Source organism: Longispora urticae (genome assembly GCF_053902585.1).
The window spans coordinates 158,645-183,650 of sequence record NZ_JAQZSH010000018.1 but is presented as its reverse complement, the minus strand read 5'-3'; the positions used below and the strand labels follow the sequence as shown (position 1 = coordinate 183,650).

At 72.7% G+C, this 25,006-nt stretch carries 15 protein-coding genes; 7 read left to right on the top strand and 8 right to left on the bottom strand.

Annotated elements, in window-relative coordinates; translation table 11 throughout:
- Positions 1-51: 51 nt before the first annotated feature.
- Positions 52-627, bottom strand: a complete 576-nt coding sequence (locus PT931_RS09120) for a hypothetical protein (protein WP_456245257.1) — start codon at positions 625-627, stop codon at positions 52-54.
- A gap of 427 nt (positions 628-1,054) precedes the next feature.
- Positions 1,055-2,419: an alpha/beta hydrolase family protein gene (locus tag PT931_RS09115; RefSeq protein WP_456245256.1), complete on the bottom strand. Its 1,365-nt coding sequence runs from the start codon at positions 2,417-2,419 to the stop codon at positions 1,055-1,057.
- Between the two features lie 171 nt (positions 2,420-2,590).
- On the opposite strand from PT931_RS09115, the gene PT931_RS09110 reads away from it, so the two are divergent.
- From PT931_RS09110 to PT931_RS09100, 3 genes are all read left to right on the top strand, one after another.
- The gene (locus PT931_RS09110; protein ID WP_456245255.1) at positions 2,591-4,087 is read left to right on the top strand and encodes a sensor histidine kinase; all 1,497 of its coding nucleotides are present in this window, start codon (positions 2,591-2,593) and stop codon (positions 4,085-4,087) included.
- Positions 4,084-4,845 carry a response regulator transcription factor gene (locus tag PT931_RS09105; protein WP_456245254.1) on the top strand — a complete coding sequence of 254 codons (762 nt, stop codon included), beginning with the start codon at positions 4,084-4,086 and terminating at the stop codon, positions 4,843-4,845. The genes PT931_RS09110 and PT931_RS09105 overlap by 4 nt, the downstream gene beginning before the upstream one ends.
- 238 nt (positions 4,846-5,083) lie before the next feature.
- On the top strand, positions 5,084-5,524 hold the full coding sequence (locus PT931_RS09100) for a hypothetical protein (protein ID WP_456245253.1): 441 nt from the start codon (positions 5,084-5,086) through the stop codon (positions 5,522-5,524).
- An 87-nt stretch (positions 5,525-5,611) separates the two neighbouring features.
- Here PT931_RS09100 and PT931_RS09095 read toward each other — a convergent pair whose 3' ends face one another.
- Complete coding sequence (locus PT931_RS09095) at positions 5,612-8,146, bottom strand: serine/threonine-protein kinase (protein ID WP_456245252.1); 2,535 nt, start codon at positions 8,144-8,146, stop codon at positions 5,612-5,614.
- Positions 8,147-8,433: 287 nt separating this feature from the next.
- Between PT931_RS09095 and PT931_RS09090 the strand changes: the two genes are divergently transcribed.
- On the top strand, positions 8,434-11,922 hold the full coding sequence (locus tag PT931_RS09090; RefSeq protein WP_456245251.1) for a hypothetical protein: 3,489 nt from the start codon (positions 8,434-8,436) through the stop codon (positions 11,920-11,922).
- 54 nt (positions 11,923-11,976) lie between these two features.
- Here the strand turns inward: PT931_RS09090 and PT931_RS09085 are convergent, their stop codons facing one another.
- Together PT931_RS09085 and PT931_RS09080 are read right to left on the bottom strand one after the other, a co-directional pair.
- Complete coding sequence (locus PT931_RS09085) at positions 11,977-12,870, bottom strand: hypothetical protein (protein ID WP_456245250.1); 894 nt, start codon at positions 12,868-12,870, stop codon at positions 11,977-11,979.
- Positions 12,871-13,006: 136 nt separating this feature from the next.
- Positions 13,007-13,678, bottom strand: a complete 672-nt coding sequence (locus tag PT931_RS09080) for a GOLPH3/VPS74 family protein (protein ID WP_456245249.1) — start codon at positions 13,676-13,678, stop codon at positions 13,007-13,009.
- A 53-nt stretch (positions 13,679-13,731) separates the two neighbouring features.
- Here PT931_RS09080 and PT931_RS09075 point away from each other — a divergent pair, with 53 nt between their 5' ends.
- From PT931_RS09075 to PT931_RS09065, 3 genes are all read left to right on the top strand, one after another.
- Positions 13,732-14,322, top strand: a complete 591-nt coding sequence (locus PT931_RS09075; protein ID WP_456245248.1) for a TetR family transcriptional regulator C-terminal domain-containing protein — start codon at positions 13,732-13,734, stop codon at positions 14,320-14,322.
- Between the two features lie 87 nt (positions 14,323-14,409).
- On the top strand, positions 14,410-15,141 hold the full coding sequence (locus PT931_RS09070) for an SDR family NAD(P)-dependent oxidoreductase (RefSeq protein WP_456245247.1): 732 nt from the start codon (positions 14,410-14,412) through the stop codon (positions 15,139-15,141).
- On the top strand, positions 15,141-15,353 hold the full coding sequence (locus tag PT931_RS09065; RefSeq protein ID WP_456245246.1) for a tautomerase family protein: 213 nt from the start codon (positions 15,141-15,143) through the stop codon (positions 15,351-15,353). Before PT931_RS09070 ends, PT931_RS09065 begins: the two co-directional genes overlap by 1 nt.
- Positions 15,354-15,464: 111 nt before the next feature.
- Here PT931_RS09065 and PT931_RS09060 read toward each other — a convergent pair whose 3' ends face one another.
- From PT931_RS09060 to PT931_RS09050, 3 genes are read right to left on the bottom strand one after another with little or no spacing between them, the layout of a single operon-like run.
- A complete protein-coding gene (locus PT931_RS09060) occupies positions 15,465-16,376 on the bottom strand; it encodes a TauD/TfdA family dioxygenase (RefSeq protein WP_456245245.1) in 912 nt (303 codons plus the stop codon).
- Positions 16,373-21,823 carry an amino acid adenylation domain-containing protein gene (locus tag PT931_RS09055; RefSeq protein WP_456245244.1) on the bottom strand — a complete coding sequence of 1,817 codons (5,451 nt, stop codon included), beginning with the start codon at positions 21,821-21,823 and terminating at the stop codon, positions 16,373-16,375. The genes PT931_RS09060 and PT931_RS09055 overlap by 4 nt, the downstream gene beginning before the upstream one ends.
- Entirely contained in the window at positions 21,820-24,933 is a 3,114-nt protein-coding gene (locus PT931_RS09050) for a non-ribosomal peptide synthetase (RefSeq protein WP_456245243.1), read from the bottom strand. Before PT931_RS09050 ends, PT931_RS09055 begins: the two co-directional genes overlap by 4 nt.
- Positions 24,934-25,006 lie beyond the last annotated feature (73 nt).

The following is a 25,006-nucleotide window of genomic DNA, read 5'->3' as shown; positions in this document are numbered from 1 at the left end:
AGTGCCTATCCCCAAGTCCCGATTCTCCTCAGCGGTTCAGCACCTGGTCGGTCAATCGGCGTCGTCGGCGTCCCAATGCCCGCAGCGCCGGCAGCGGTGGCTGTAGTCCGTGGACTCCGGGTCGTGCTGCTGAAACGTTGCGATGGCGCAGTTGCCGCAGTCGACGCAGATCTCCACGACGTCACAGGCCTCGAGTTTCCTCCACGTCGGGATCCGTTCGCGGTCCTCGCTGTCCACGTCGGCGCCGAGGACCGTTCTGATCCGGTGGTCGGTGTCGCGGCGTTCGTCGCCACACCGGAGGCAGGTAGAGATCCGAACGCAGGCCGCGTCCTTCCCGCCGGCCCGGCCGTACTCGTGGATCACCCCGGAAGACCCCAACCGGCCGCAGCTTGTGCACCGCCGCTCATACAGGCACGGGTCCGTCGCGGACTCGGGGTGGGGGTGCTGTCCCTCGAGCGTGTGCTGGCCTACCCGGCACAGCCACCGCCAGCCTCGCGGCCAGGACCTGCGGCCGTCGCGCAGGCGGTCCAGGAGCCACTCGACCGTCGCGATGACGACCCCCAGAAGGACGACGCCGAGGAAGATCGTCAGACCCAGGTGGTCCAGTAGCCATTTCACCTCGTCCATTGTGCTCTCGAAGTTCGATCCACAGTCGAAATGTCGCTGATCAGCCACTACGGCTCGCAGGCCATGGCCGGCCCCACCGCAGCCGAGCCGATCAGCGTTGCGACCGGCCGGTTGGATGTCCTCACCGACGTTCGCGACCGGTGAAGGATGAGGCGGGGGCGGAGTGCCGGAGGGTGATGACGTGCTCGACCAGTTCCGTGTCGGGGTGGTCCCGCCTGAAGGATCGGCTCGGATCCTGCCCGGCGTTCCGCACGTGATCGATTGCCGTGACCTGGTCTGCAGCGCGTTGGACAGGTATCCGGGGAAGGTGCCGGCCAGCCCACTGCCGTCAAACCGCTCGACTCTCTGTCGCCGTCGCCTCGACCACGGCGCGCGCCGCGTCCTCGTCGGCCGCTGGAGCACAACGTTCACGGTGGCGGGTAGGTGCTCAGGACACGAACGTCACCTCCGGGTACCTCGGCGACGGGCCGTCGAACAGGTGCCCGTTCCGTTGGCGCAGGTGCAGGTCGAAGAACGCTCCGACGTAGGCGCGCGCCACGGCCACCGCGCGTCGGCCGTCGATCGGACCGTACACCTCGGCGACCCGCTCGACCGGCACGTCCGCGATCCGGGCCAGTGCGGGGCCCAGCAGCACGGTGTCGTGGAAGCTGAGATGACGAGCCCCGGTCAGTCGGATCTCGTGGTGCCAGCCGCGCAGGTTGTCGGCGAACGTCCCCCAGGCCGGGTCGTCCACCCGGGAGTGGTCCTCGGCCGCCACCAGCAGGAACGGCCGGTCGAGCCCCGCCGCCGCGTCCGCCCCGTACGGCGTGCCGTCGAGGTTGATCCCGGCGCTGATCCGGGGATCGTCATGCATCAGCTGGGCGGCGGTCGCCCCGCCGAGGGAATGGCCGAACATCCCGACCCCGGTCAGCCGGAGCGCCCCTGTCAGGCCACGGGGTAGCCACCGACCTCCGGCGTCCGGATTGCCGCCCGTGTTGAGCACGGCCAGCCGGTCCAGCACGAACCGGGCGTCGGCTGCCCGCACCTCCACCATCCGGCGCGCGAACGCGGCCAGCTGCGCCGGGTCCTGGATGTCGCGGAGCAGGGGCAGGATCGTGTTGGGCTCGACCCGGCCATCGGGGAACTCCACGGCCATGGCGTCATGGGTGTGGTCGAGGGTGGCGACCACATACCCCCGGCTGACCAGGTCCTCCACGATCGCGGCACTGGAGTTGCGCTGAGCGCCGAAGCCGGGGGAGAACAACACCACCGGCCAGCCGCCGCGCCGAACCGCGACCGGAGCCCCCAGCCGGGCATGGGTCCGGACCGCGGCCAGGCCGGGCACGTCCCGGGGTGCGCCTCCCACGGTCTCGATGAGATCGCGCCCGACCGGCCCGGCCTCGGCGGGGGACAGCCAGGGGGCCAGGAGCCGGTTGTCGGGGTGTTCGGTCGGATACCACAACTGGACCATCAGCTCCCTTCTCCTTCCGGGCGTCACCCACGGATCCGTCCGGTCCGGGTCGACGAGGTGCAGGGCCACGGTGCCGATCGAGTGGTCACCCGTCGTGGAGGGAAGAGCGAACGGTGCCGTGGTCCTGGCCGCGGGGAGCTGGTCTGGTCCGGGCGCCCCCGGCGGAGGGGTGGCGGTGCCGGTCGCGGCGGAGGGCTGGGCGGCCGCCGGGGTGGCGGCCAGGAGCGTGAGGCCGGCAGCCGCCGCGACGGAGAGCACGAACCGGCGACGCGGCATCCGGTCGCGATCGTCTCCGCCCACCGGGGCGTGGCCGTCGAGAAGGTCGTCATTGCTTCGGGTCATCGGGTGTCCCTCGGGTCGGGCGGATGTCACCCTGGACGCTATGTCCGGGACGGGCGGCCGGTCGTCGTCCTGAGGACCGACCCGACGGACTCCGCGACGCCCGGAGTCCTACCCAGGTAGGACGCCTCACGGAGGACGCGCCGTCGCGCGCCGGCCACTATCGTTGTCCGAGTGTGGCGAAGGTGGCACTACCTGCGGTTTCAGTCCTGGACCTTCGACGTCGGCGTGGCGACGGGCGTCGCGCTTCTCGCGCTCCTGGAACAGGGGCTGACCTCTCCCGCCGTCGTCGGCGTCGGCCTGTTGATGGCGGTGGCGCTGCTCGGGCGCCGGAGCCAGCCCGTGTTCACGATGGCCGCCGTCGGCCTGCTCGCCCCGGCGCACCTGCTCCTGCGGGACTCGGTGCGCTGGTTCGACGTCGCGGTGCTCATCGCCATGTACTCGGTCGTCAAGTACCGCCCGCGGTTGTCCTGGGGCGTGCTGGCCGGGGCGGGTGCCGGGGCCGGCGTCGTGGTGGCGGGGCTGGTGGAGGCGCGGCAGTCCGACAACTTCTGGACCATCGTCTGGGTGGTCGGGGCCACGACCCTCGCCGTCTGGATCACGGCCTACAGCATGCGGACCCGCCGGTTGTACGTGGCGACGCTGGAGGAACGGGCCGTCACCCTGGAGCGCGAGCGCGACCATCTCGCCCGGCTGGCCGTCGCCGACGAACGGGCCGTGATCGCCCGGGAGCTGCACGACGTGGTGGCCCACAGCCTCAGTGTGATGATCGTGCAGGCCGACGCCGCCGGCTACCTGGTCGACCGCTCGTCGACCCGGGCCCAGGACGCGTTGGCGACGATCGCCTCCACCGGCCGTGACGCGCTGTACGACATGCGCCGGGTCGTCGCGGTGCTGCGCGGCGCGTCCACCGACCCCGACCCCGGCGGTGACCCCGGATCGGGCTCCGAGGCCCGGCGCCAGCTCGGCCTGGCCGAACTCGACGGCCTACTGGCGCGCACCACCTCGGCCGGCCTGCGGGTGACCAGGGAGACCATCGGTACGCCGACGGGGCTGAGCGCGGCGGAGGAGTTGACGGCGTACAGGATCGTGCAGGAGTCCCTGACGAACGTCCTGCGCCATGCAGGGCGGGACGCGGCGGTGACGTTGCGGCTGGAGTACACGCCGGAAAGGTTCTTCATCGAGGTGCGCGACGACGGTGCGGGACGGCCCGCGAACTCTGGATCGACGTCGGAGGGTCGACAACTGGCGTCGGGTGGTCACGGGCTGGTGGGGATCAGGGAGCGGGTGGCTGTGCACGGCGGCGAGCTGGCCATCGGTCCGAGCCCCGGTGGAGGGTGGCGGGTCGCGGCGACGATCCCCCGAGCCAAGGCAGCCGTCCGCCCAGGTGATCAGGACAGTTCGTCCAGCTCTGCCAGCCCCGCCGCCGCCACTTCATCCTCATCGGGCTCTACCAGCTCCGCGAGTTCCACCGGTTCCCAGGGCTCTTCCGGTTCTGCGAGTTCCACCGGTTCCCCGGGCTCATCCGGTTCCCCGGGCTCATCCGGTTCCCCGGGTTCTACCGGTTCCTCAAGTACCTTGAGTTCCGCGAGTTCCTGTCTCACTCGACCGAGTGCTCCAGGCGGTCGTGCCGCGCCGCCGGTTTTCGATGCGAACGGTGGCCGCGCGTGATCCGGCTGGTCGTGGTGGACGACCAGGAGCTGGTCCGGGCCGGTTTCCGGGTGATCCTGTCCGCCCAGGACGACATGGAGGTGGTCGGCGAGGCCGGCGACGGGGCCGAGGCGCTGCGGCTGCTGCGGGACGTCGTCGCCGATGTCGTGGTGATGGACATCCGGATGCCGGTCATGGACGGCGTGGCCGCGACCCGGGTGCTGTGTGCCCGCCCGGAGGGTCCCCGGGTCCTGGTGCTCACCACCTTCGACACCGACGAGGACGCGTTCGCGGCGCTGCAGGCCGGCGCCAGTGGATTCCTGCTCAAGAACGTGCCGTCGGCGGAACTGCTCGCGGCGATCCGGATCGTGGCCAGCGGCGACGCGGTCGTCGCGCCCCGGATCACCCGACGGCTGCTGGAACGCTTCGCCGGCCAGCTCGTCCAGGCTCCGTCCGACACTCCGACCCTGCCCGGACTGAAAACAGAAGGGGCAACGGAGTCGGCGGAGGGCACGGGCCCGGTGGCCGGGGCGACTATCGGGGCGACCATCGGGGCGACGGGAGCCGCGCGGCTGGCCGCCCTGACCGACCGCGAACGGCAGGTGCTCCTCTTGGTGGCGGAAGGGATGTCCAACCTCGAGATCGGTGCGCGACTCTTCGTGGCGGAGACGACAGTGAAGACGCACGTCGGACGGATCCTGGCCAAGCTCCAGCTCCGGGACCGGGTCCAGGCGGTGGTGCTGGCCTACGAGACCGGCATGGTCAGACCCGAACCGTGAGCCTGACCGCGACGCCTGCCCGGTGAAACCACCCCATGCCGGGCGAGGAACCGCGGTACCCAGTGCCGCCAGGCGGGCGACGACACCGTAGTGCGACCGGCCATCCGGACGACGACACCTTCGGGTGCGACCGGCAGGGCGGAAGGCGACACCTTCGAGTGCGACCGGCCGGGCGGCCCTAGATCACGATGGGGGAGCGGGGCCCCGTAACCGTGCCGGCCCGCGCTAGGCTGCGCCCATGTTGAACGTGTTCAAAGGTCGGGCGTGGTTCGCCGCCCGCTGGACGCTCATCGCGGTCCTGTTCGGCGGCTGCAGCCTCGCCTCGTGCTGCTGTTGCGGCTGGGTCGGACCATCCCCGGACGTCGTGGCCGCCGACGTCGTCGGCAACTGGAACGGCCCGCACGGCGGCACCCTCACCATCAACGCCGACGGCACCTTCACCAGAACCGACGTCCTCGAGTGTGGCGACGACCGCGACATCCCGGGGACGGTCCGGATCAACGACTCCGGTACCTGGACCCTGGAGGAACCCGAGAGCTTCGACCCCGAACAGGTCCTCACCCTGGAGACCGGGCCGCCCCACCAGACCTTCCAGATCGTCGACGACCAGCACCTCTACGACTTCATCGGCGACCCCGACGAGTACGAGATGTGCACGTACACCAAAGCCAGGAAGTGACGAGTTCCCGGTGGCGGCCAGGTGGCGACTGCAGCGGAAGGTGACCGTGCCTGATGTCGGACCGGGCCGGTGGGCGTTGTCCGCGAGCTAGGCCATGCGCTGGCTGTCGATGGCCCACTGGCCGTTCACCTGCACGAGGCCGTACACGTGCCGCTCCTGGGAGGTCTCGCCGGACGAGGTCGTGTACGTGATCGTCGCCGACACCGTCTTCTCGTCCACAGCGGTCACCTCGGTGGCGGTCACCGACCGGATCTGGCCCCAGAATGCCTGGTAGTCGCCGTACGATCGCGCGCGGTCCTGCTTGAAGCGGTCCGAGAGCCGGGCGTAGCCAGCCTGGGTGTCGCCCGGCATCAGTGCGTAGTAATCCGCGATCGCCCGCAGCGGAGTGATGGCCGCTCCCTCCGGAGCCCGGCCCGACGGGGAGGCGGACGGGGCGGAGGGGGAACCGGCGGATGATCCGGGAGGCGAGGGGCTGGTGGACCCGGCGGGCGTGGGCCGACCGGCGGAGCTGAACCAGGTCGGCTGTGGCCCGGTGGCACCGGGAGTGTCGTCCTTGTTGGCGAGTACGGCCACGAGGCCGGCGGTGGCGAGTACCGCCACGACGGCTGCGACCAGCACATACTTTCGCCGGGAACCCGAGGCCGTCTCCGATCCCGACGCCCCGGCCACGGCCGAGCCCCGGGTCCGGGCCGACGCCCGGGCCCCGGCCCTCGCCGCCTCCACGACGGCCGCGACCCGTGCCGCTTTCGCCGCCGCAGTCGTAGTGCCTGAACCCGAACCCGAAGCCGAGGTCGAGGTCGAGGTCGAGGTCGAGGTCGAACCCGAAGTCGAACCCGACGCCGGAGTCGGCCCCGAGGTCGAAGCAGACCCAGAGCTCGAAGCCGAATCCGAGGTCGCCCCCGAGCCAGAACCCGAACCAGAGGCCGAACCCGAACCAGAGGCCGAAGCCGAGCCAGAGGCCGAGCCAGAGGCCGAACCCGAAGTCGCCCCCGAACTCGGCGCAGAGGCTGGCTTCTGAACCGACACCGAATCAGAACCGACAGTCGATCCCTGGTCCGCCCCTCCGCCCGCAGCAGCCAAAGACCCCTGCCCCGATGCGGATCGAGCGCCCGACCCGGACTCCATGTCGGGCGTAGTCGCTGCACCCGCCCCGGCCTCCGGCACGACTGCCAACGCCGATTCCGATTCCGAGAAGAGGTTCACGGCCGACCCCGCATCGGAGTCCAATTCCGCAACCGGCCCCTCACCGGAGCCCAGGCCCGAGCCCCGAGCCGTTCCGGACTCCAGGTCCGGGTTCGGATGCGGAGCCACGCCCCGATCCGGACTCAGGTCGGGGCCGGACGATGGTTCGACCTCACGGCCCACATCCGGGGCCACCGCCCCAGCCCGCACCGAATCCGAGCCCCGGGACGAGGCCGGAGCCGACGCTCCAGCCGCCCCCGATTCCGCATCCAGGGTGGAAGCCACGGCAGGCGCGGACCCCGACTCAACCTCCGCGGCCAAGGTACCGGCCGAACCCGCCCCAGACTCAACCTCCCCGGCCAAGGTCCCGGCCGCACCCGCCCCCGACGCCAACTCCGAAGCCCCGGCGGACCGGGCCACAGCAGCCGAGGCCTCGGCCGAATCCGCCGTCGGACGACCGGCAACAGAACCCAACCCCCCGGCCGAACCCAGAATCGACCGACCCCCAGGCCCCAGAGGAGAAATCAGAGTGGGCGCCAACCCTTCCTTCGCCAACCCTTCCCCAGCCAGACCAGCCCCCGGCAGACCAGCCCCCGACCTGCCCCGCGCCCCCGGCCGACTCCCCCCAGCCAACCCCCCCAACCGCTCAGCCACCTCCGCCATCCCGGGCCGCGCCCCCGGATCCCGGTGCAGCATCTCCAACAACACCGGCGTCAACACCCCACCCTGCACCGGCGGCCGCAGCACACCCCCGGCCACCCGGTGCAGCAACGCGATCAGATTCGTGTCGGTCCCGAACGGCGGCATCCCCTCGACCGCGCTGTACAGCGTCGCCCCCAACGAGAACACGTCCGACGGGTGGTCGGCGTCGCCGCCGCGCGCGACCTCCGGCGCCAGATACGCGGGCGTCCCGGAGATGATGCTCGCGGCGGTGATGGTCGCGTCCCCGACGGCGCGGGAGATCCCGAAGTCCGTGATCTTCACGGTTCCGTGCGGGGTGACCAGCACATTCCCCGGCTTGACGTCCCGGTGCACGATCCCGGCGGCGTGCGCGGCGGCGAGCGCGGAGGCCAGCTGCCGGCCGATCCCGGCGACTTCGACCGGTGACAGGGGGCCGCGTTCGGCGAGGACCATGGTGAGGTTCTGCGAGGGCAGGTACTCCATGATGAGCCAGGGCTGGTCGGAGTCCTCGACGACGTCGAACAGGGTGACGGCGTTGGGGTGGTGCAGCCGGGCCGCGATCCGGGCCTCCCGGATGGCGCGGCGCTTGGCCTCGGAGACGGCGATCGGGTCGCCGGCGCCGCGGAGCAGGAGTTCCTTGATCGCGACCACCCGGCCGAGGCGCAGGTCCTGGCCCCGCCAGACGACGCCCATCGCGCCGGCGGCGATGCGTTCGCCCAGGCTGTAGCGTCCGCCGACGATCCGGGTTCCCTCGACCACGCCACGCTCCAGTACTCGTCGAATCCTCCCCGGCCGAGCGGCGCGGGACGCCTGGCGACGCGTCGGGCCGGGCCGCCGCGCGCGGTGCCGAGCCTACCCGGAACCCGCCCACCGCCCGACCGCCCGATCACGGAAACCCCGAAAGATCAACACCCTTCGACGGGTACGCACAGTGGACGGCCCTCCGGTACCGCGCAAATGGGGTGAAGGATTGTGGAAGCCGCGTGGCAGCGGCATGACAGGAGGCGTTCCTACGGTGACCTGGTGGATCCGAACATGGAGGCCCGATGCGTTTCGTGAGATCTGCCCTGTCCCTCCTACTCCTCAGCACGTCGGCGGTCGCCCTGGCCACCGCCGTCACCCCTCCGACGGCCGCCCAGGCCGCGTGTCCCCAGCCCAACTGGCGCATGGTGGCCGGCTCGCAACAGAAGGTGTTCCGCGGCCGGGGCGAGATCCAGTCCCGCAGCGCGCCCGACGGCGTCTCGGGCAAGAGCATCTTCAAGTTCACGTTCACCCAGACGGAGACCCTCGAGATGTCCGTCAGCGGCGGCGTCGAGCTGGGCTTCGCCGTCGCCAAGTTCAAGGTGGACGGCGGGCTGAAGAACACCACCTCGCTGTCCTTCACCGGCGAGAAGACCGATGAGTTCAGCTGGTCGGGCGTCGTGGGCGGGCGCACCTTCAACGTGCAGTACGGCGGCTTCTCCCAGCGGGCCATCTACGAGCGGGACCGGACCAACTGCGGTCTGGACGTCTTCCCGTGGATGCCCACCCGGTACACGGTCGAGGTGCCGGAGAGCGTCGGATTCAACATCTGGTACGACGGGTACCCGGTCCGGGCCGAGGGCGGGGGCGGCGGTGGGGTCACCCCGCCGTCCCCGGGACCCCAGCCGGTCGAGTCCGTGTACGGCCTGGCCGACGGCACGGTCCTGCACACCACCGACACCCGGCGGATCTACAAGATGGTCGGCGGCGCGCCGGTCTGGCAGGCCACCTGCGACGGGGGCATCTGCCAGCCGCAGTCCCGGCCGACCCGCCAGTCGGTGATCGACGCCGGGCCGGCGACGCCCCGCAACGGGTCCTCGGCCGTGGACCAGCGCGGTCGGGTGTACCTCTTCGTCGGCGGCGCGCCGCTCTGGCAGTCGCACTGCGACGCGCCGGTCAACTGTGGCACCCCGCCGCGGATCTCCGACTGGTCGATCGACGCCCGCGAGCACATGAACCTCGTGCCGGCCGACGGGCAGCTGCTCCAGGGCTGGGACGGCGGCGTGGGTACCCCGGTCGCGGCCACGGTCGGCGGCGCCCGGATCAACTTCGCCAACGAGGCGGAGGTCGTCGACACCGGCCACGGCGCGGACTGGTCGAGCCGGGTCGTCGCGGTGTCCACGTACGCGTTCCAGGGCCTGGGGGAGCAGCCGGCCGACGGCACCCTGGTCCAGGGCGCGGGCGTCGGTGGGGACACCCCGGTGGCGATGTTCGTCGCGGGCGCGCGGATCAACTTCGCCAACCCGCAGGAGGTCATCGACGCCGGGTACGGCACGGACTGGCGGTCGAAGGTGCGGGCCATCCCGACCCGGGCGTTCACCCTGATGCACGCGAACATCCCGCCCGACGGTTCCCTGGTCCAGGGCACGAACGGCTCGACGCCGGTGGCCATGATGGTCGGCGGTTCCCGGGTCGACTTCGCCAACCCCCAGGAGGTGATCGACGCCGGGTACGGCACGAACTGGCCCTCGAAGGTGCGCGGCATCCCGGTCCGGGCGTTCAACATGATCCCGGCGGACCTCCCGGCCGACGGCACCCTGATCCAGGGCACCGGGGGCGGCGCGTCCACGGCGGTCGCGGAGATGGTCGGCGGCGGCCGGGTGGACTTCCACTCCCCGGAGGAGGTCGTGGCCGCCGGGCACGGCACGGACTGGGGTACGAAGGTGCGCGCGATCCCGACCCGGGCGTTCCACCTGATCACCACGAGGATCGCCGACCGGACCGTGTTGCGGGCGCCCGACGCGACCGCGGGGTCCGGGATCAGCCCGCAGTCGGTGTTCCTGGTCGTCGGCGGCGCGCGGGTCGGCATCGCCACCGAGCAGGAGCTCTTCGCCCTCGGCTACCAGTGGTCGGACGTCGATCTGGTGCCGGTCCGCACCCTGCGGGCCCTGCCCACCCGGATCGCGAACAGCACGGTCTTCCGCGCGCCGGACGCGACCCCGGACTCCGGGATCAGCCCGCAGTCGGTGTTCGTCGCGGTCGGCGGCGGCCGGATCGGGTTCCACACCGAGCAGGAGTTCCTCGGCCTCGGCTACCGCTGGGAGCACGTGGTGCCGCTGCCCGCCCGGGTGGCGAGGACGATGCTCGCCCGGGTCGGCGACGGCGGCGTGTTCCGGGCCCCGGACGCGACCCCGGAGTCGGGCGTGGACCCGAGTTCGGTGTTCCTCGGGGCGGGCGGCGCCCGGATCGGGTTCCACACCGAACAGGAACTCTTCGCCCTCGGGTACCAGTGGTCGGACGTGACGCTCCTGCCGGTCCGGGTCGTGAAGGCCATGCCGACGACCCTGCGCGACGGCACCCTGATCCAGGGCTGGGCCGACGGCACCGGCACCGGGACCGCCGACGTGTACGGCGGCAAACGGTTCGTGTTCGGCAACCCGAACGAGGTGGTCGCGTCGGGCTTCGGCACGTCCTGGTCCGCCCAGGTGGTCCGGGTGCCGGTCCGGGTGTTCGACCAGCTCCCGACGGCGCCCGGCGCGCCGACCCTCGCGGTCCGGGCGCCCGGCAGGCTCACCGCCGGGCAGTCGCTGGCCGCCGGTCAGTCGGTCGCCACGGCCAACGGTCAGTACCGGCTGGTCATGCAGGCCGACGGGAACCTCGTCCAGTTCACCGGGGACGCCGACCCCCGCGCGCTCTGGTCGTCGAACACCGCCGGGCACCCCGGGGCGACGGCGGTGCTCCAGCGCGACGGGAACCTCGTCGTGCGGGGTGCCGACGGCGCGGCGCTGTGGAACTCGGGCACCGGTGGCCGCCCCGACGGCGACCACGTGCTGGCAGTGCAGAGCGACGCGAACCTCGTCGTGTACGCCGCCGGCGGGGCCGCGCTGTGGTCCACCGGCCGCACCAACGGCCTGCTGCCGGCCGGCTCGACCCTCCGGCCGGGCTGGTCGCTGCGCGCGCCGGGCGGGCGGGGCCTGCTCCTGATGCACGAGGACGGCACCCTGGTGCTGTACGCGCCGGACGGCCGGGCGCTGTGGTCGTCGGAGACCGGCGGGCACCCCGGGGCCTCGGCGGTGCTCCAGCGGGACGGCAACCTGGTGGTGCGCGGTGCCGACGGCGCGGCGCTGTGGAGTTCGGGCACGGGCGGCAACGCCGACGCCGCGTACACGCTGACCGTGCGGGACGACGGGACCGCGGCGGTCAGCCCGCCGACCGGGTCCGCCCTCTGGGTCGACAACCGGGTGGACCGGGTGCTGGCTGCGGGGCGCACGCTGCTGGTGGGCTGGACGGTGCGGTCCGCGGACCGGCGGTACTCGCTGACCATGCAGTCCGACGGCAACCTGGTCGAGTACGGGCCGGACGGGGCGGACGTGTGGAGCACCCGCACGACGGTCCCGGGCAGCCGGGTCACCCTGCAGCGGGACGGCAACCTGGTGCTCACGACGAGCACGGGCCACCCGGTGTGGAACTCGGGCACCGGCGGCCGTCCGGACGCCGCGTACCTCCTGGCGGTGCAGAACGACGGCAACGTGGTCGTCTACGCCCCGGACGGCTCGGTGGTGTGGAGCCGCTGACCGGAGCGCCGACGGAACCCCGGTGGCCACCCGGCCGCCGGGGTTCCGGCACCGCTAGGCGCGCAGTTCCATGTCGGGCCAGTACGCCCGCACCGGGTGCGCGTCCACCGCGCGTTCCACCTGCTCGACGGTCGGCTCGCCGGCCCCGTCGCGGGTCCACTCGACGTCCCAGATATCCGTCTCGGCCCGCCAGGTCGCGCGCACCTCGATCCGGTACCCGGCGGCCAGGTCGGCGCAGAACCGCCGGATCGCGGCGGCGCGCTCGGCGGGCAGCCGGGTCCACTCGGCCAGCGGCGACGGTACCCCGGGGCGGGCGGCCCGGACCTCGGCCCAGTCCACGCCGTACACGTCGAGGAGGGCGTCCACGTCGGCCGTGCGGTACATCGGCACCGTGACCGTGGCGCCCTTGTTCCGGCCGGCGGCGGCCCGGCGGTGCGCGTGCGGGCTGAGCCAGCCGGCGGCGAGGCAGTAGTCGAGGTCGAGGCGGCGCACCCCGAGGTGCGCGGCGGCCTCGTCGAGGGTCAGCAGCCGGTCGGCGGCCAGCTCGGCGACGAGCGCCGGGTCGGCGGCGAGGACCTCCAGGTCGGCCACCGCGTACCGGCCGCCCGCGCCGGGCTCGATGCCCCGCTCGGCCGTGAGCCGCTGGAAGTCCTCCTTGTTCCAGCCGAGCAGCTCCAGCGCCCCGCTCGCGGACTTGCTGACGGCCCGCCAGTTCTGCCGTCGCTCGACGATCTCCGCGATCTGGTCCTTGTCGACCCCGTCGAGGTCGTTGAGCCGGAAGATCGGATTCCCCTTGTACTGCCCGACGGGTACGAGCGCGCCGGCCGCGGCGAGGTCGTCGATGTCGCTGGGCTTGACCCGCAGGCCGGTGCGCTCGGAGAGCCGTTCGGCGGAGCGGTGACTACCGAGCGGGGCGGTCGAGGCGCGGGGAGTTTCCTGTTCGGGCATCACCTACGGTATCCCGGGCCGCACCCCGGGCCGCCGGCACTGCCCCACCCGCCCCGCCGCGTCACACCGGCCGCCACCCACCCGCGTCCCGTCCCGCCCGGCGCGCCCCGCCCAGCGCGTCGCACCGGGCCGGGCCCTAACCGCTGGTCGCCGCCGTGGCGGCCGTCGTGGCCGCGACGCCGGCCAGGACGGCCGCCTGCACCTCCGCGATGGCCTTGCGGACCGCGTCGGCGGCCCACGCCCCCTCGCTGATCTCCTTCAGCCGGGCCTTGACCTGGCCGCGCGGCAGGTCCCCGAAGACCTTCCTCTCGAACCCGACCGCGCCGATCAGGGCGCACAGCGCGGCGGTGCGGGCGGGGACCTCCCCGGTCCCGGTGACGGCGGCCCGGATCCGCCCGAGGGCGTCGGCCTCGGCGGAGGATGTCGCGCCGTGCGCGTCCGGGTAGCGGGTCCGGGGGAAGACGAGCAGGACCTTGTCGTGTTCGGCGCGCAGGATCCCGGCCGCGACGAGCTGGTCGAGCACCTGCTGCCGGCCGTACTTCCCGAGCAGGTTCACCCAAGCCTTGGGGGTCCGGGCCTTCTCGGCCGCGATCCGGGCGAGCGCGGCGTCGGTGGGGGAGTCGCCGACCGGGCGGGGGTCGCGCGCGACGACCTTGCGGCCCGAGACCTCGATGCGTTCGGCGAGCGCGAGCTCCAGCAGCAGCGCCCCGCCCACGCCCGCGGTGAGCTGGGCGGAACCCAATCGGGAACCGCCGGCGGCGTCGCGGGTGAGGAGGACGAGTTCGGCGGCGAGGGAAGGAACGGTCATGCCGTCCAGATTACTGGTTGACATTCCAAGACGACCGGTCGTATGTTCTTCCCATGGCGCGACCGAGACTCAGTGACGGCACCCGTACGCGGCTGCTCGAGGCGGGTGCGGCCGCGTTCCTGGAGAACGGCTACCACGGCACCGGCATCAAACAGATCCTCGACGAGGTGCGGGTGCCCAAGGGCTCGTTCTACAACTACTTCGCCAGCAAGGAGGACCTGGGCGTCGCCGTCATCCGCTACTACCGCGACTGCACCGCCCGGAGCATGGCCGACGCGATGGAGAACGCCCCCGCCCCGCTGGTCGGGCTGCGGACGTTCTTCGAGCGTCAGATGGCCGCGTTCGAGGAGGCCCGGTTCGCCGGGGGCTGCCTGCTGGCGAACCTGGCCGGTGAGCTCGACGGCAGCGACGCCTGTCGGGACGCGCTGGCCGTGGCGTTCCGCGCCTGGCGGGACGACGTGCGCGACGCGCTCGCCGCCGCCCAGCGCGACGGCACGGTCCGGGCGGACATCGACGCGACGGAGCTGGCGGACGTGCTGGTCGAGTCGTGGGAGGGCGCGGTGATCCGGATGAAGATCGACCGCTCGCTCGAACCGCTCGACCGCTGCCTGCGGCGCCAGCTCGACGGCTACTTCCGGCCGTGACCGGGAGGGCCGGAGTCCGGCTCTCTTTTTTTGCCCCAATTCCAAGACGACCGGTCGTATATCGACCGGCCCAGCACAGGAGAGAACATGTCCAGAACCGTCATCGTCACGGGCTCGTCCAGCGGGATCGGGCTCGACATCGCCCGGGGCTTCCTCGACCAGGGCGCGAACGTGGTCCTCAACGGCCGCGACGCCGACAAGCTCAAGGCCGTCGTCGCCGACCTCGGCCAGCCCGACCGGACGGCCGCCGTCGCCGGGGACAACAGCCTCCCGGCCACCCGCGAGGCGCTGGTCCGCACCGCCGTCGAGCGGTTCGGCTCGGTGGACGTGCTGGTCAACAACGCCGGCATCTTCGGGGCCAAGCCGTTCCTCGACGTCACCGAGGAGGACCTCGACAGCTACCTGACCGGGAACCTGAAGAGCACCTACTTCACCACCCAGGCCGTGGTCCGGCAGATGGCCCGGCAGGCCACGGGTGGCGCGGTCGTCAACATCGGCACCGTCCTGATCGACCACGCCGTGACCAGCCTGCCCGCCTCGGCGCCCCTGGTGAGCAAGGGCGGCGTGCACGCGCTGACCACCAGCCTGTCCGCCGAACTCGCCCCGCTCGGCATCCGGGTCAACGCGGTCGCGCCCGGCATCATCCGCACCCCGTTGCACGCCGCGTCCAACGTCGACGGGCTCGGCGGCCTGGCCCTGCTCGACCGGATCGGCGAGGTCTCGGAGACCACGGCGGCCGTGCTGTACCTGGCCGACGCCACGTTCACGACCGGGCACATCCTGCGGGTCGACGGCGGCTACGTCACCGGGAGGGCCTGATGCCGTACGTGAACATCAAGATCACCCGCGAGGGGGGTACGACCGGCGAGCAGAAGGCCGCGCTCATCCACGGGGTGACGGAGCTGCTCCGGCAGGTACTGGACAAGAATCCGGCGACGACGTTCGTGGTCATCGACGAGGTCGAGCTGGAGAACTGGGGCGTCGGCGGCCTGCCCGTCGAGGACTACCGGGCGGCCCAGAAACAGCAGTGACCAGGGCCGGGCGCGCCCTCCGCTCCGACGGGGACGCGCCCGGCGGGTACACCGCAAGCGGCCCCGGGCCCGTGGACGTCCACGGGCCCGGGGCCGGCACCACACCACCGGTCAGGGCGCCGCCGTCATCGCGACCAGGATCCGCCGGTCCCCGGTGAACGGCTGCCGCCCGTGCGCCACCAGCATGTTGTTGACCACCATCACGTCCCCGACCCGCCACGGCAGCGCGAGGCTCACCTCGTCGTAGGCCTCCCGGATCGCGTCCAGGTCCGCGGCCGTGATCGGGGAGCCGTCCGCGAGGGTGGCGTGCCGGGGCAGGTCCTGCACGGCGTACAGCTCCTGGAGCATCTCGCTGACCTCGGCGTCCAGGCTGGACACGTGGAACAGGTTGGCCTGGTTGAACCACACGTCCTCGCCGGTGACCGGTTCCTTCTGGGTGGCGGGCCGGTGGTGCCGGGTGCGCAGGCCGTAGTCCGTCCACTCGAACTGCTGGCCGTGCGCGGCGCAGTACCCCTCGACGACTGTGCGGTCCTCGGTCTGGAACGCCTCCTGCCAGGACAGCCCCAGGTCCTCCTGGAACGCCCGGGTGTAGACCACCCCGTCGGCGAACCGGTCGCGCACCTCCTGCGGGATCCGGCGCAGCATCGCCCGGCTGTCCGCGATCGGGGTCGCGCCCCCGGTCTCGGCGGCCGTGTGGCAGACGAAGAACAACCGCCCGGGCCAGGTGTCGGAGTAGGAGTTCTCGTTGTGCATCGGAATGGACTGCGCCGCCGGGTACTCCGTGGAGGTGTAGATGTTGCCCTGCACCTCGCTGCGCGGCGTGGACCGCTCCGTGTACTCCAACGGCTCCCCGCCCACGGTCCGCACCACCCGGTCGAACAGGTCCAGGTCCGCGGGCAGCCCGCGCAGCAGCACGGCCCCGACGGTGGCCAGGTCGGCGTGGATCGCGTCGAGATCGTCCAGCGACTCGGTCACGGTGTGCACGGCCAGCGACGTGTGGCCGTTGCCGACGAGTTCTCTCATGCCGCTTTCCTCTCTTCCAGGCGGCGCGCGCGTTCCTGGGCGCCGACGAGGTCGTCGGGCAGCGCGTCGGGGACTTCGGTGTCGAACCGGCGCAGGATCCGCATCCGGAACGCGACGACGGTGATCAGGGCCATCACCAGGGCGAACACGATGTAGGTGAGGCCGATGCCCCGGCCCGCGCCGACGCCGAGCACGAGGCCCACGGAGTCGGCGAGCGCGCCGTCGGGGGCCATCGCGGACCCGAACAGCCGCACGGCCAGCGGGGCCAGGATCGCGAACCCGATCGGGAGGGTCGACCAGGCGATGGTCTGGTTGAGGGCGAACACCCGGCCGTGGAACCGCTGGGGCACCTTGACCTGCACGACGGTCACGTAGATGCCCTGCGAGACGGTCATCGCCATGGCCATGGTGAACACGCCGACCGCGACCACGGCCACGGACGGGTGCAGGCCGGTGATGAGGCAGCCGGCGGCGATGCCCAGGTTGCCGATCAGCACGCCGATCATCCGGCGGCTGCGGGGGCCGCCCCACACGGCCATCAGGGTGCCGCCCGCGACCGCGCCCAGCGCCTCGGCGAGGACCGCCTGGGCCACCTGGGCGGGGCCGCCGAACGACAGCACCAGCGGCGGCAGCAGCACCAGGGCGGGGGCGAGGAAGATGTTGGCGATCGCGAAGTACGCGAGCATGGTGCGGAAGCCGCGGTGGTTCCACGAGTACCGCAGGCCGCCCGCGATGGCGGTGAGCAGCCGTTCCTTCGGCCGCCAACCCATGGTGTCGGGGAACCGGACGAACAGCAGCACCGTGACGGCGAGCGCGTAGCTGGCCACGTCGATCGCGAGGATCCCGACCAGTCCGATCGCGGCGAACAGCCCGGCGGCGATCACCGGCATCAGCAGTACCGCGAAACCGTTGCTGAGCTGCGCCAAACCGGTGGCCTGCCCGAGGTACCGCTTGGGCACCAGCTGCGGGACGGCCGCCTGGAACCCGATCCGCTGGAACGCGCCGGCCGCCGAGCCCAGGGACAGCAGCACGTACAGCGGCCACAGCGCGGTCTGCCCGGTCCACAGCAGCAGTGCCAGGGTCAGCTGGATCGCGCCGGCCGTGCAGCTGGCGGCCATCATGATCTTCCGCCGGTCGGTCCGGTCGATGATCGCGCCGGCCACCGGCAGGGTGAGCACCCCGCAGATCAGCGACGCCGCCCACAGCAGGCCGAGCTGGGCCACGGAACCCGTCTTCGTGTACAGCCAGATCGGCACCGCGAACGCGGTCAGCGCCGAGCCGGTCGAGGAGACCAGCTGCCCGACGGCCACGCTGAGGAACCGGCCCATGCTGGGCGCGACGGTGGCCGGCGGCGGGGTGTCGCCGGGGTGCCGCCAGTCGTGCAGCGCCCAGGCCGCGTCCTCGCCCTTGGCAGCCACCTCGACCGCCCGCACGTCGCCGGCCCGGACCGCCGGGTGCACGGTGCTGACGATCTCGGCGAGTTCGTCGGCGCGGTGCTTGAGGAAGAAGTGTCCGGCCTGGTCGAGGACGACGAGGGCCACGGTGTCGGTGAGGAACTGCCATTCCGTGTACCGCTCGGCGTGGTAGTCCGTGACCGGGTCCTCGGAGCCGACCACGGAGATGATCGGCGCGCGGAGCTTGTCGACCTTGTGGTTGAACAGCTCCGTGAAGTACGCCTCCGCGGCGACCCCGTCGGCGCGCATGTTGGTGATGATCCGGTCGGCCTGCTCGGGGTCGAGTTCGCTGGTGTCCACGCCCATCGACGCGAGCCAGTTCGTGTAGAACCGGTTGCTGCGGAACTTCTCCATCCGGGCGCGCAGGTTGCCCCACGCGCCCTTCAGCCGGGCGAACGGGAAGATGGCGCCGATGTACACGGCCTCCAGTTCGCGGCCGGCGGCCTCCAGGCGGCGGGCCACCCCGACGGTGACGGCGTTGCCGACCCCGCAGTGGCCGTACAGGACCAGCGGGCCCTGGACGCGTTCGAGGATCTCGGCGGCCACCCGTTCGACCAGCTCGTCGAAGGGCAGGCCCTCCTCGGACAGCCCGACGTCGTGGCCGGGGATGGCCACCGACCACAGGGCGTGGCCGGCGGGCAGCGCGTCCGCGAGCGGCTGGTACACGATGGCGCTGCCGCCGCCGTAGGGCAGGCAGACGTACGACAGGGTCCGGGCCCCGGGCTTCGTCAGCTCGTACAGCAGCCGGCGCGGCCCCGCCTCGCCCTCGCCGTCGACGAACACGCCCAGCTCGGCGATGGTGCGGTGCGCGAACAGGTCCATCACCCCGACCGCGCGGCCGCCGTCGAGCACCTTGCGCAGCCGCGCGACCACCTGGGTCGCGAGCAGCGAGTGCCCGCCGAGGTCGAAGAAGTCGTCGTGCACGCCGAACGCCTCGGTGTTGAGCACGTCGGCCCACACCCGCCACACGGCCCGTTCGGTGTCGGTGCCGGGTTCGACCAGGGCGGCGGAGGCGTCGCGCTGGGCCTGCGGCGCGGGCAGCGCGGCCCGGTCGAGCTTGCCGTTCGGGGTGAGCGGCAGGGTGTCCAGGCTGGTCACCGTGCCGGGCACCATGTAGTCGGGCAGGGTCGCCTTCAGCGCGGTGCGCAGCTCGGCCGGGACGGCGTCGCCGACGACGTACGCGGCGAGCCGCTGGTCGCCGGGGGAGTCCTCGCGGACCAGGGCCACGGCCTCGCGGACCCCCGGCTGGTCGAGCAGCGCGGCCTCGATCTCGCCGAGTTCGATCCGCTGGCCCCGGAGCTTGACCTGGCCGTCGATCCGGCCGAGGAACTCCACGGTCCCGTCGTGCCGCCACCGGGCCAGGTCACCGGTCCGGTACAGCCGGGCGCCCGGGGTGGTGCCGAACGGGTCGGGGACGAACCGGTCGGCGGTCAGCGCGGGCCGGCGGTGGTAGCCGCGCGCCACGCCCACGCCGCCGAGGTGCAGCTCGCCGGGGACCCCGACCGGCGCGGGCCGGCCGTGCGCGTCCAACACGTACACCGCGAGGTTCTGGATCGGGGCGCCGATCGGCACGCTGGCGAGGTCGGCGAGCGCGTCGGGACGGCAGTGCCAGCTCGTCACGTCGATCGCGGCCTCGGTGGGCCCGTACAGGTTGTACAGCGCGCACTCCGGCAGCCGGGAGGTCAGCGCCACGGCGGAGGCCACCGGGAGCGCCTCGCCGCTGCACAGCACCCGGCGCAGCGACCGGCAGTCCTCGACACCGTCCTCCGCGAGGAACACGGCGAGCATGGACGGCACGAAGTGCGCGGTGGTGATCTGCTCGGCGGTGAGGAGTTCGCGCAGGTAGCCGGCGTCCTTGTGCCCGCCGGGCCGGGCCAGCACGAGGCGCGCGCCGGCCAGCAGCGGCCAGAAGAACTCCCACACCGACACGTCGAAGCTGGCCGGAGTCTTCTGCAGCACGGAGTCCGCGGCGGTCAGCCCGTACTCCTTCTGCATCCAGTCGAGCCGGTTCACGATGCCCCGGTGGGTGTTCGTGACGCCCTTGGGCCGGCCGGTGGAGCCGGAGGTGTAGATGACGTAGGCCGCGTTGGTCGGCCCCGCGAGGGGCTCCGGGTTCCCGTCGGGCTGCCCGGACCACTCCGCCGGGTCGTCCAGGTCCAGGACCAGCGCGTCGGTCGCCGGCAGGTCCGCGCGCAACGCCCGCTGGGTCAGCACCACGGGCGCGGCGGCGTCGCCGAGCATGAAGGCCAACCGCTCCTTCGGGTACTCCGGATCCAGCGGCAGGTACGCCGCCCCCGCCTTGAGCACGCCCAACAGGGCCACCGGCAGCTCCACGGACCGCTGCGCGCACACGCCCACCAGCGACTCCGGCCCGACCCCGAGGGCCCGCAGCCGGTGCGCGACCTGGTTGGCCCGCGCGTTGAGCTCGGCGTACGTGAGGCTCGTGCCCTCCACCGTCAGCGCCACCGCGTCGGGCGCGCCCGCGACCGTGGCCTCGATCAGGGAGTGCAGGGTCGCCTGGTCGGGGAAGGCCGCGCCGGTGGCGTTCCAGCCGTCGGTGACCTGGACCCGTTCCTCGTCGCGCAGCAGGTCCAGGGTGGACACCGGCGCGTCCGGCCGGGCCACGACAGAGGCGAGCAGCGCGCGCAGGTGCCCGGCCATCCGGACCACCGTCGACTCGCCGAACAGCGCCGTGTTGTGCACGAGCCGGCAGCGCAGCCCCGAGGCGATCTCGACGACGTGCAGTTCGAGGTCGAACCGGGTGGCCTTCAGGTCCATCGGGTTCCACTCGAACGACAGGTCCGAGGTGCCGGCCGTGTCGATCCGGCCCATCTCGTAGTTCTGCAGCACGAACATGGCCTGGAACACCGGCGACCGGCTGACGCTGCGCGGCACGCCCAGCGCGGTGACCAGCCGCTCGAACGGCACGTCCGCGTGGTCGAAGGCGTCGAGCACCAGGTGCCGGGTCCGGTCGAGCAGCTCCACGAACGTCGGGTCGCCGGCCAGCTGGGCGCGCAGCGGCAGCATGTTGACGAACATGCCGACGACGCCCTCCAGTTCCGGCCGGGCCCGGCCCGCCGAGGAGGAGCCGACCGCGAAGTCGTCCTGGTCGGCGTACCGGGACAGCAGCACCTGGTACGCGGCGAGCAGGGCCATGAACAGGGTCGACCCGTGCTCGCGGGCGAGGCGGCCCACGTCCTCGGCCAGCTCCGCCGGGATGTGGAACAGGTGCCAGTCGCCGTCGAACGTCTGGGTCGCCGGCCGGGGCCGGTCGGTGGGCAGCTCCAGCGCGGGCACGCCGGCCAGGCGTTCGCTCCAGTGCGCCAGGTTGCGGTCCAGCTCCGTACCGGCCAGGGTGGCGCGCTGCCAGTGCGCGAAGTCCCCGTAGGAGATCGGCAGCTCGGGCAGTCCGGCCCCGGTCCCGGCCCGCGCGCCGTGGTAGGACGCGGCGAGGTCGCGCAGCAGGATGTCCACCGACCAGCCGTCGCCGACGATGTGGTGCGAGGACAGCAGCAGGATGTGGTCCTCTTCGGCCAACGACACCAGCGTCGCGTGCAGCAGCGGCCCGCTGACCAGGTCGAACGTCTCACTCGCCGCCGCCTCGACCACGGCGCGCGCCGCGTCCTCGTCGGCCGCCGCCACGATCCGCAGCGGCACCTCCACCGTGTCCGCGACCTCCACGGTGGGCTGGCCGTTCTCGTCGGCCGGGAACCGCATCCGCAGCGCCTCGTGCCGGGCGGGCAGCGCCGCGAGGGCGTGCCGGAGCGCGTCGAGGTCGATCGGCCCGCGCAGCCGCAACGGCACCGGGATGTTGTACGAGGTGGTCCCCGGAGCGAACTGCTCCATGAACCAGACCCGTTCCTGCTGGTACGACAGCGGCGGGGCGGTGCCGGCGGGCCGGGTCGGGATCGGTGCCGGCCCCTCGGCGGTGGCGGCGCGCTGCCGGAGCCGGCGCTCCAGCAGGGCCGCGCGGGCGGACTTCGTGTCGGTCATGCGGGACCTTCCTCGGCGAGCAGCTGCTCGATCTCGGCGTCGCTGAGCTGGTCGAGCTCCTCGGCGAGTGAGCGTTCGATCTCGGCGGCGAGCTGCGCCACCACCGAGTGCGTGAACAGACCCCGGGTCGGGATCGTCACGCCGGTCCTGCTCCGGAGCCGGGCGATGGCCCGGATCGCGAGCAGGGAGTTGCCCCCCAGTTCGAAGAAGTCGTCGTCCGCGCCGATCCGGTCCAGGCCGAGCAGTTCGGCGAACACCTCGGCGACGAGTTCCTCGGCCGCGCCCTCGGGGGCCGCGAACGGCCGGGCGGCGGCGGGGCCCGGGGCGGGCAGGGCGCGCCGGTCGAGCTTGCCGTTCGGGGTGAGCGGCAGCGCGTCCAGGACGACGAACGCGGAGGGCACCATGTAGTCGGGCAGCACCGCGCCGAGCGCCGCCGGCAGGGTCGCCGGGTCCGCGTCGCCGACCAGGTACCCGACCAGGCGCGGGTCGCCCGGGGTGTCCTCGCGGGCGACCACGGCCGCCTCGCGCACACCCGGCCGGTCGCGCAGCACCGCCTCGATCTCGGCCGGCTCGATCCGGTAGCCGCGGAGTTTGAGCTGCTCGTCGGCCCGGCCCAGGTAGTCCACGGTGCCGTCGGGCCGCCAGCGGGCCAGGTCGCCCGTCCGGTACATCCGCTGGCCCGGGGGACCGTAGGGGCAGGGCAGGAAGCGGTCGGCGGTCAGTCCGGGCCGGCCCAGGTAGCCCCGGGTGACGGGCACCCCCGCGACATACAACTCGCCGGGTACGCCGGGCGGCACGAGCCGCAGCTGCGCGTCGAGGATGTGGATCCGGGTGTTCCAGATCGGCCGGCCCACGGACACCGGCCCGGCGGGCAGCGGCTCCCCGGGCGCGATCCGGGCCGCGACACAGCCGACGGTCGCCTCGGTCGGCCCGTACTCGTTGATGACGGCCGCCCCCGGGTGCCGGGCCCGCCAGGCGTCGACGGCGTCGGCGGACAGCGCCTCCCCGCCCAGCACCAGGTCCCCGGTGGGGGAGGACTCGTCGGGCAGCGTGGCCAGCAGGGCCAGGTGGCTGGGGGTGGCCTTCAGGAACGTCGGCGCCTCCGCCGGCGGCTCGGCCAGGGAGGCCAGCTCCACGGTGCCGCCCGCCGTCAACGGTCCGAACAGGCCGGTGACGGTGAGGTCGAACGCGACGGGGGAGTGCACGAGCGCCCGCCCGGCCAGGCCGGGGTAGGTGTGCCGGGACCAGGCCAGGTAGGCGGTCACCGAGCGGTGTTCGACCATCACGCCCTTGGGGCGGCCGGTCGAGCCGGAGGTGTAGAGCACGTAGGCGAGGTTGCCCGGCCCGGCGACGGGACCTGCGGTCCCGGGTGCCCCGTCCCATTCATCCGGATCGTCCAACCGCAGCTGCTCGACCTCGGAGGCCAGCTTCCCGCAGGTCAGCACCACCTTCGCCCCGGTGTCGGCGACCATGTAGGCCAGCCGGTCGTCCGGCAGGTCCGGATCCAGCGGCACGTACGCGGCGCCCGCCTCCAGGACACCGAGCAGGCCCACGACGAGGTGCACCGAGGGCTCGGCGTGCACCCCGACCACGCTCTCCGGGCCCACGCCCAGGCCCCGGAGCCGCCGCGCGACCCGTGCGACGCGCCCGGAGAGTTCGGAGTATGTCAGCGTTTCGGAGCCGTGCCGCAGTGCCGTCGCGTCCGGGGTGCGGGCGACCTGCTCGGCGAACAGTTCGGGCAGGGTGCGCTCGGGCACGTCGGCCGCCGTGCCGTTCCAGCCGTGCAGGACAGCCTCGTGCTCCTCGTCGGACAGCAGCGGCAGCTCCGACACGGCCGTGTCCGGAGCGGCGAGCGCGCCGGTGAGTAACCGCAGGTAGCGGGCCACCACGGACTCGGCGGTGGCCCGGTCGAACAGGTCCGTGCGGTACAGCAGGCGGCACTCGCCGGCCGTCACGTCGAACGCGAGATCGTCCTTCGTCGTGTTGTACGCCAGCGGCTCGATCCCCGTGTGCGGGATGAAGTTGAACCCCAGCTGGTACAGCGGCTGGGTCCCCGGGTCCCGCTGGGGCGCCAGCGCCTCGACCACGGTCTGGAACGGCAGCGCGCCGTGCTCCATCGCGTCCAGCATCGCCGTGCGGACCTGCCCGACGAGGCCCGCGAACGACGGGTCGGCGGCGGTGTCGACCCGGATCGCGAGCTGGTTGACGAACATGCCGACCAGCGGTTCGAGCTCGGGCAGGTCCCGGCCGGCCGTGGTGACGCCCACGACCAGGTCACCCTGGCCGGACAGCCGGGACAGCACCGCCGCGTACCCCGCGAGGAACACCATGAACGGGGTCGCCGACAGGGTCCGGCCGGCGGCCGTCACCGCGTCCAGCAGGCCCGCCGGCAGGTCGAACCGGACCTCGTCGCCGGCGTAGCCGAGCTGCGCCGGACGGGGGCGGTCGGTGGGCACGGTGTGCACCTCGGGGGCCCCGGCGAGCTGGCCCCGCCAGTACCCCAGATGCTGGTCTTTGACCTGGTCGGTGAGCTGTTGACGTTGCCAGACGGCGTAGTCCGGATAGCCGATCGCCAGCTCCGGCAGCCTGGCCGGCCGGCCCTGCACGGCGGCCGTGGCGAGTTCCTCCAGCTCGGAGGACAGCACCAGGTAGGACCCCGCGTCGAACACGATGTGGTGCACGACGAACGTGACCATCCACCGGTCGTCGGCGATCCGGGACAGGAGGGCGCGCCACAGGGGGGCGTGGTCGGTCGGGATCGCGGTGCGCGCCATGGCGAGGCCGGCCTCGGCGATCCGGGCGGCACGGGCCTCGGCGGGCAGGTCGCGGAGGTCCTCCACCCGCGCGTCCACCGGCACCTCGGCGTGCACGACCTGGGTCAGCACGCCGTCGTCGAGCCGGAAAGCCGTGCGCAGCGGCTCATGCCGCCGGACGAACTCCGACAGCGCCGCGGTCATCTGGTCGGCCTCCGCCGACACCGGCAGCACGACCTGGACAGGCAGGTTGAAAACCGTTGAGCCGGGGTCGAGCTGGTCGGCCAGCCACACCCGTTCCTGGCCGAAGGAAGCGGGGAACTCCCACGGTCCGACAGTCGGCTCTGACTTCGTCACGGACACTCCAAAAAGGGTGGTACGGGTTCGCAAAGTTTGGGCCATTGTAGTCAGTGATCATGGCGTGGCTAAT

Excerpts from the sequence above, each read along its gene's own strand:
- PT931_RS09120 (WP_456245257.1), bottom strand. The coding sequence starts at position 627 with ATGGACGAGGTGAAATGGCTACTGGACCACCTGGGTCTGACGATCTTC.
- PT931_RS09115 (WP_456245256.1), bottom strand. The coding sequence starts at position 2,419 with ATGACCCGAAGCAATGACGACCTTCTCGACGGCCACGCCCCGGTGGGC.
- PT931_RS09100 (WP_456245253.1), top strand. The coding sequence starts at position 5,084 with ATGTTGAACGTGTTCAAAGGTCGGGCGTGGTTCGCCGCCCGCTGGACG.
- PT931_RS09090 (WP_456245251.1), top strand. The coding sequence starts at position 8,434 with ATGCGTTTCGTGAGATCTGCCCTGTCCCTCCTACTCCTCAGCACGTCG.
- PT931_RS09085 (WP_456245250.1), bottom strand. The coding sequence starts at position 12,870 with ATGCCCGAACAGGAAACTCCCCGCGCCTCGACCGCCCCGCTCGGTAGT.
- PT931_RS09080 (WP_456245249.1), bottom strand. The coding sequence starts at position 13,678 with ATGACCGTTCCTTCCCTCGCCGCCGAACTCGTCCTCCTCACCCGCGAC.
- PT931_RS09075 (WP_456245248.1), top strand. The coding sequence starts at position 13,732 with ATGGCGCGACCGAGACTCAGTGACGGCACCCGTACGCGGCTGCTCGAG.
- PT931_RS09070 (WP_456245247.1), top strand. The coding sequence starts at position 14,410 with ATGTCCAGAACCGTCATCGTCACGGGCTCGTCCAGCGGGATCGGGCTC.
- PT931_RS09065 (WP_456245246.1), top strand. The coding sequence starts at position 15,141 with ATGCCGTACGTGAACATCAAGATCACCCGCGAGGGGGGTACGACCGGC.
- PT931_RS09060 (WP_456245245.1), bottom strand. The coding sequence starts at position 16,376 with ATGAGAGAACTCGTCGGCAACGGCCACACGTCGCTGGCCGTGCACACC.
- PT931_RS09055 (WP_456245244.1), bottom strand. The coding sequence starts at position 21,823 with ATGACCGACACGAAGTCCGCCCGCGCGGCCCTGCTGGAGCGCCGGCTC.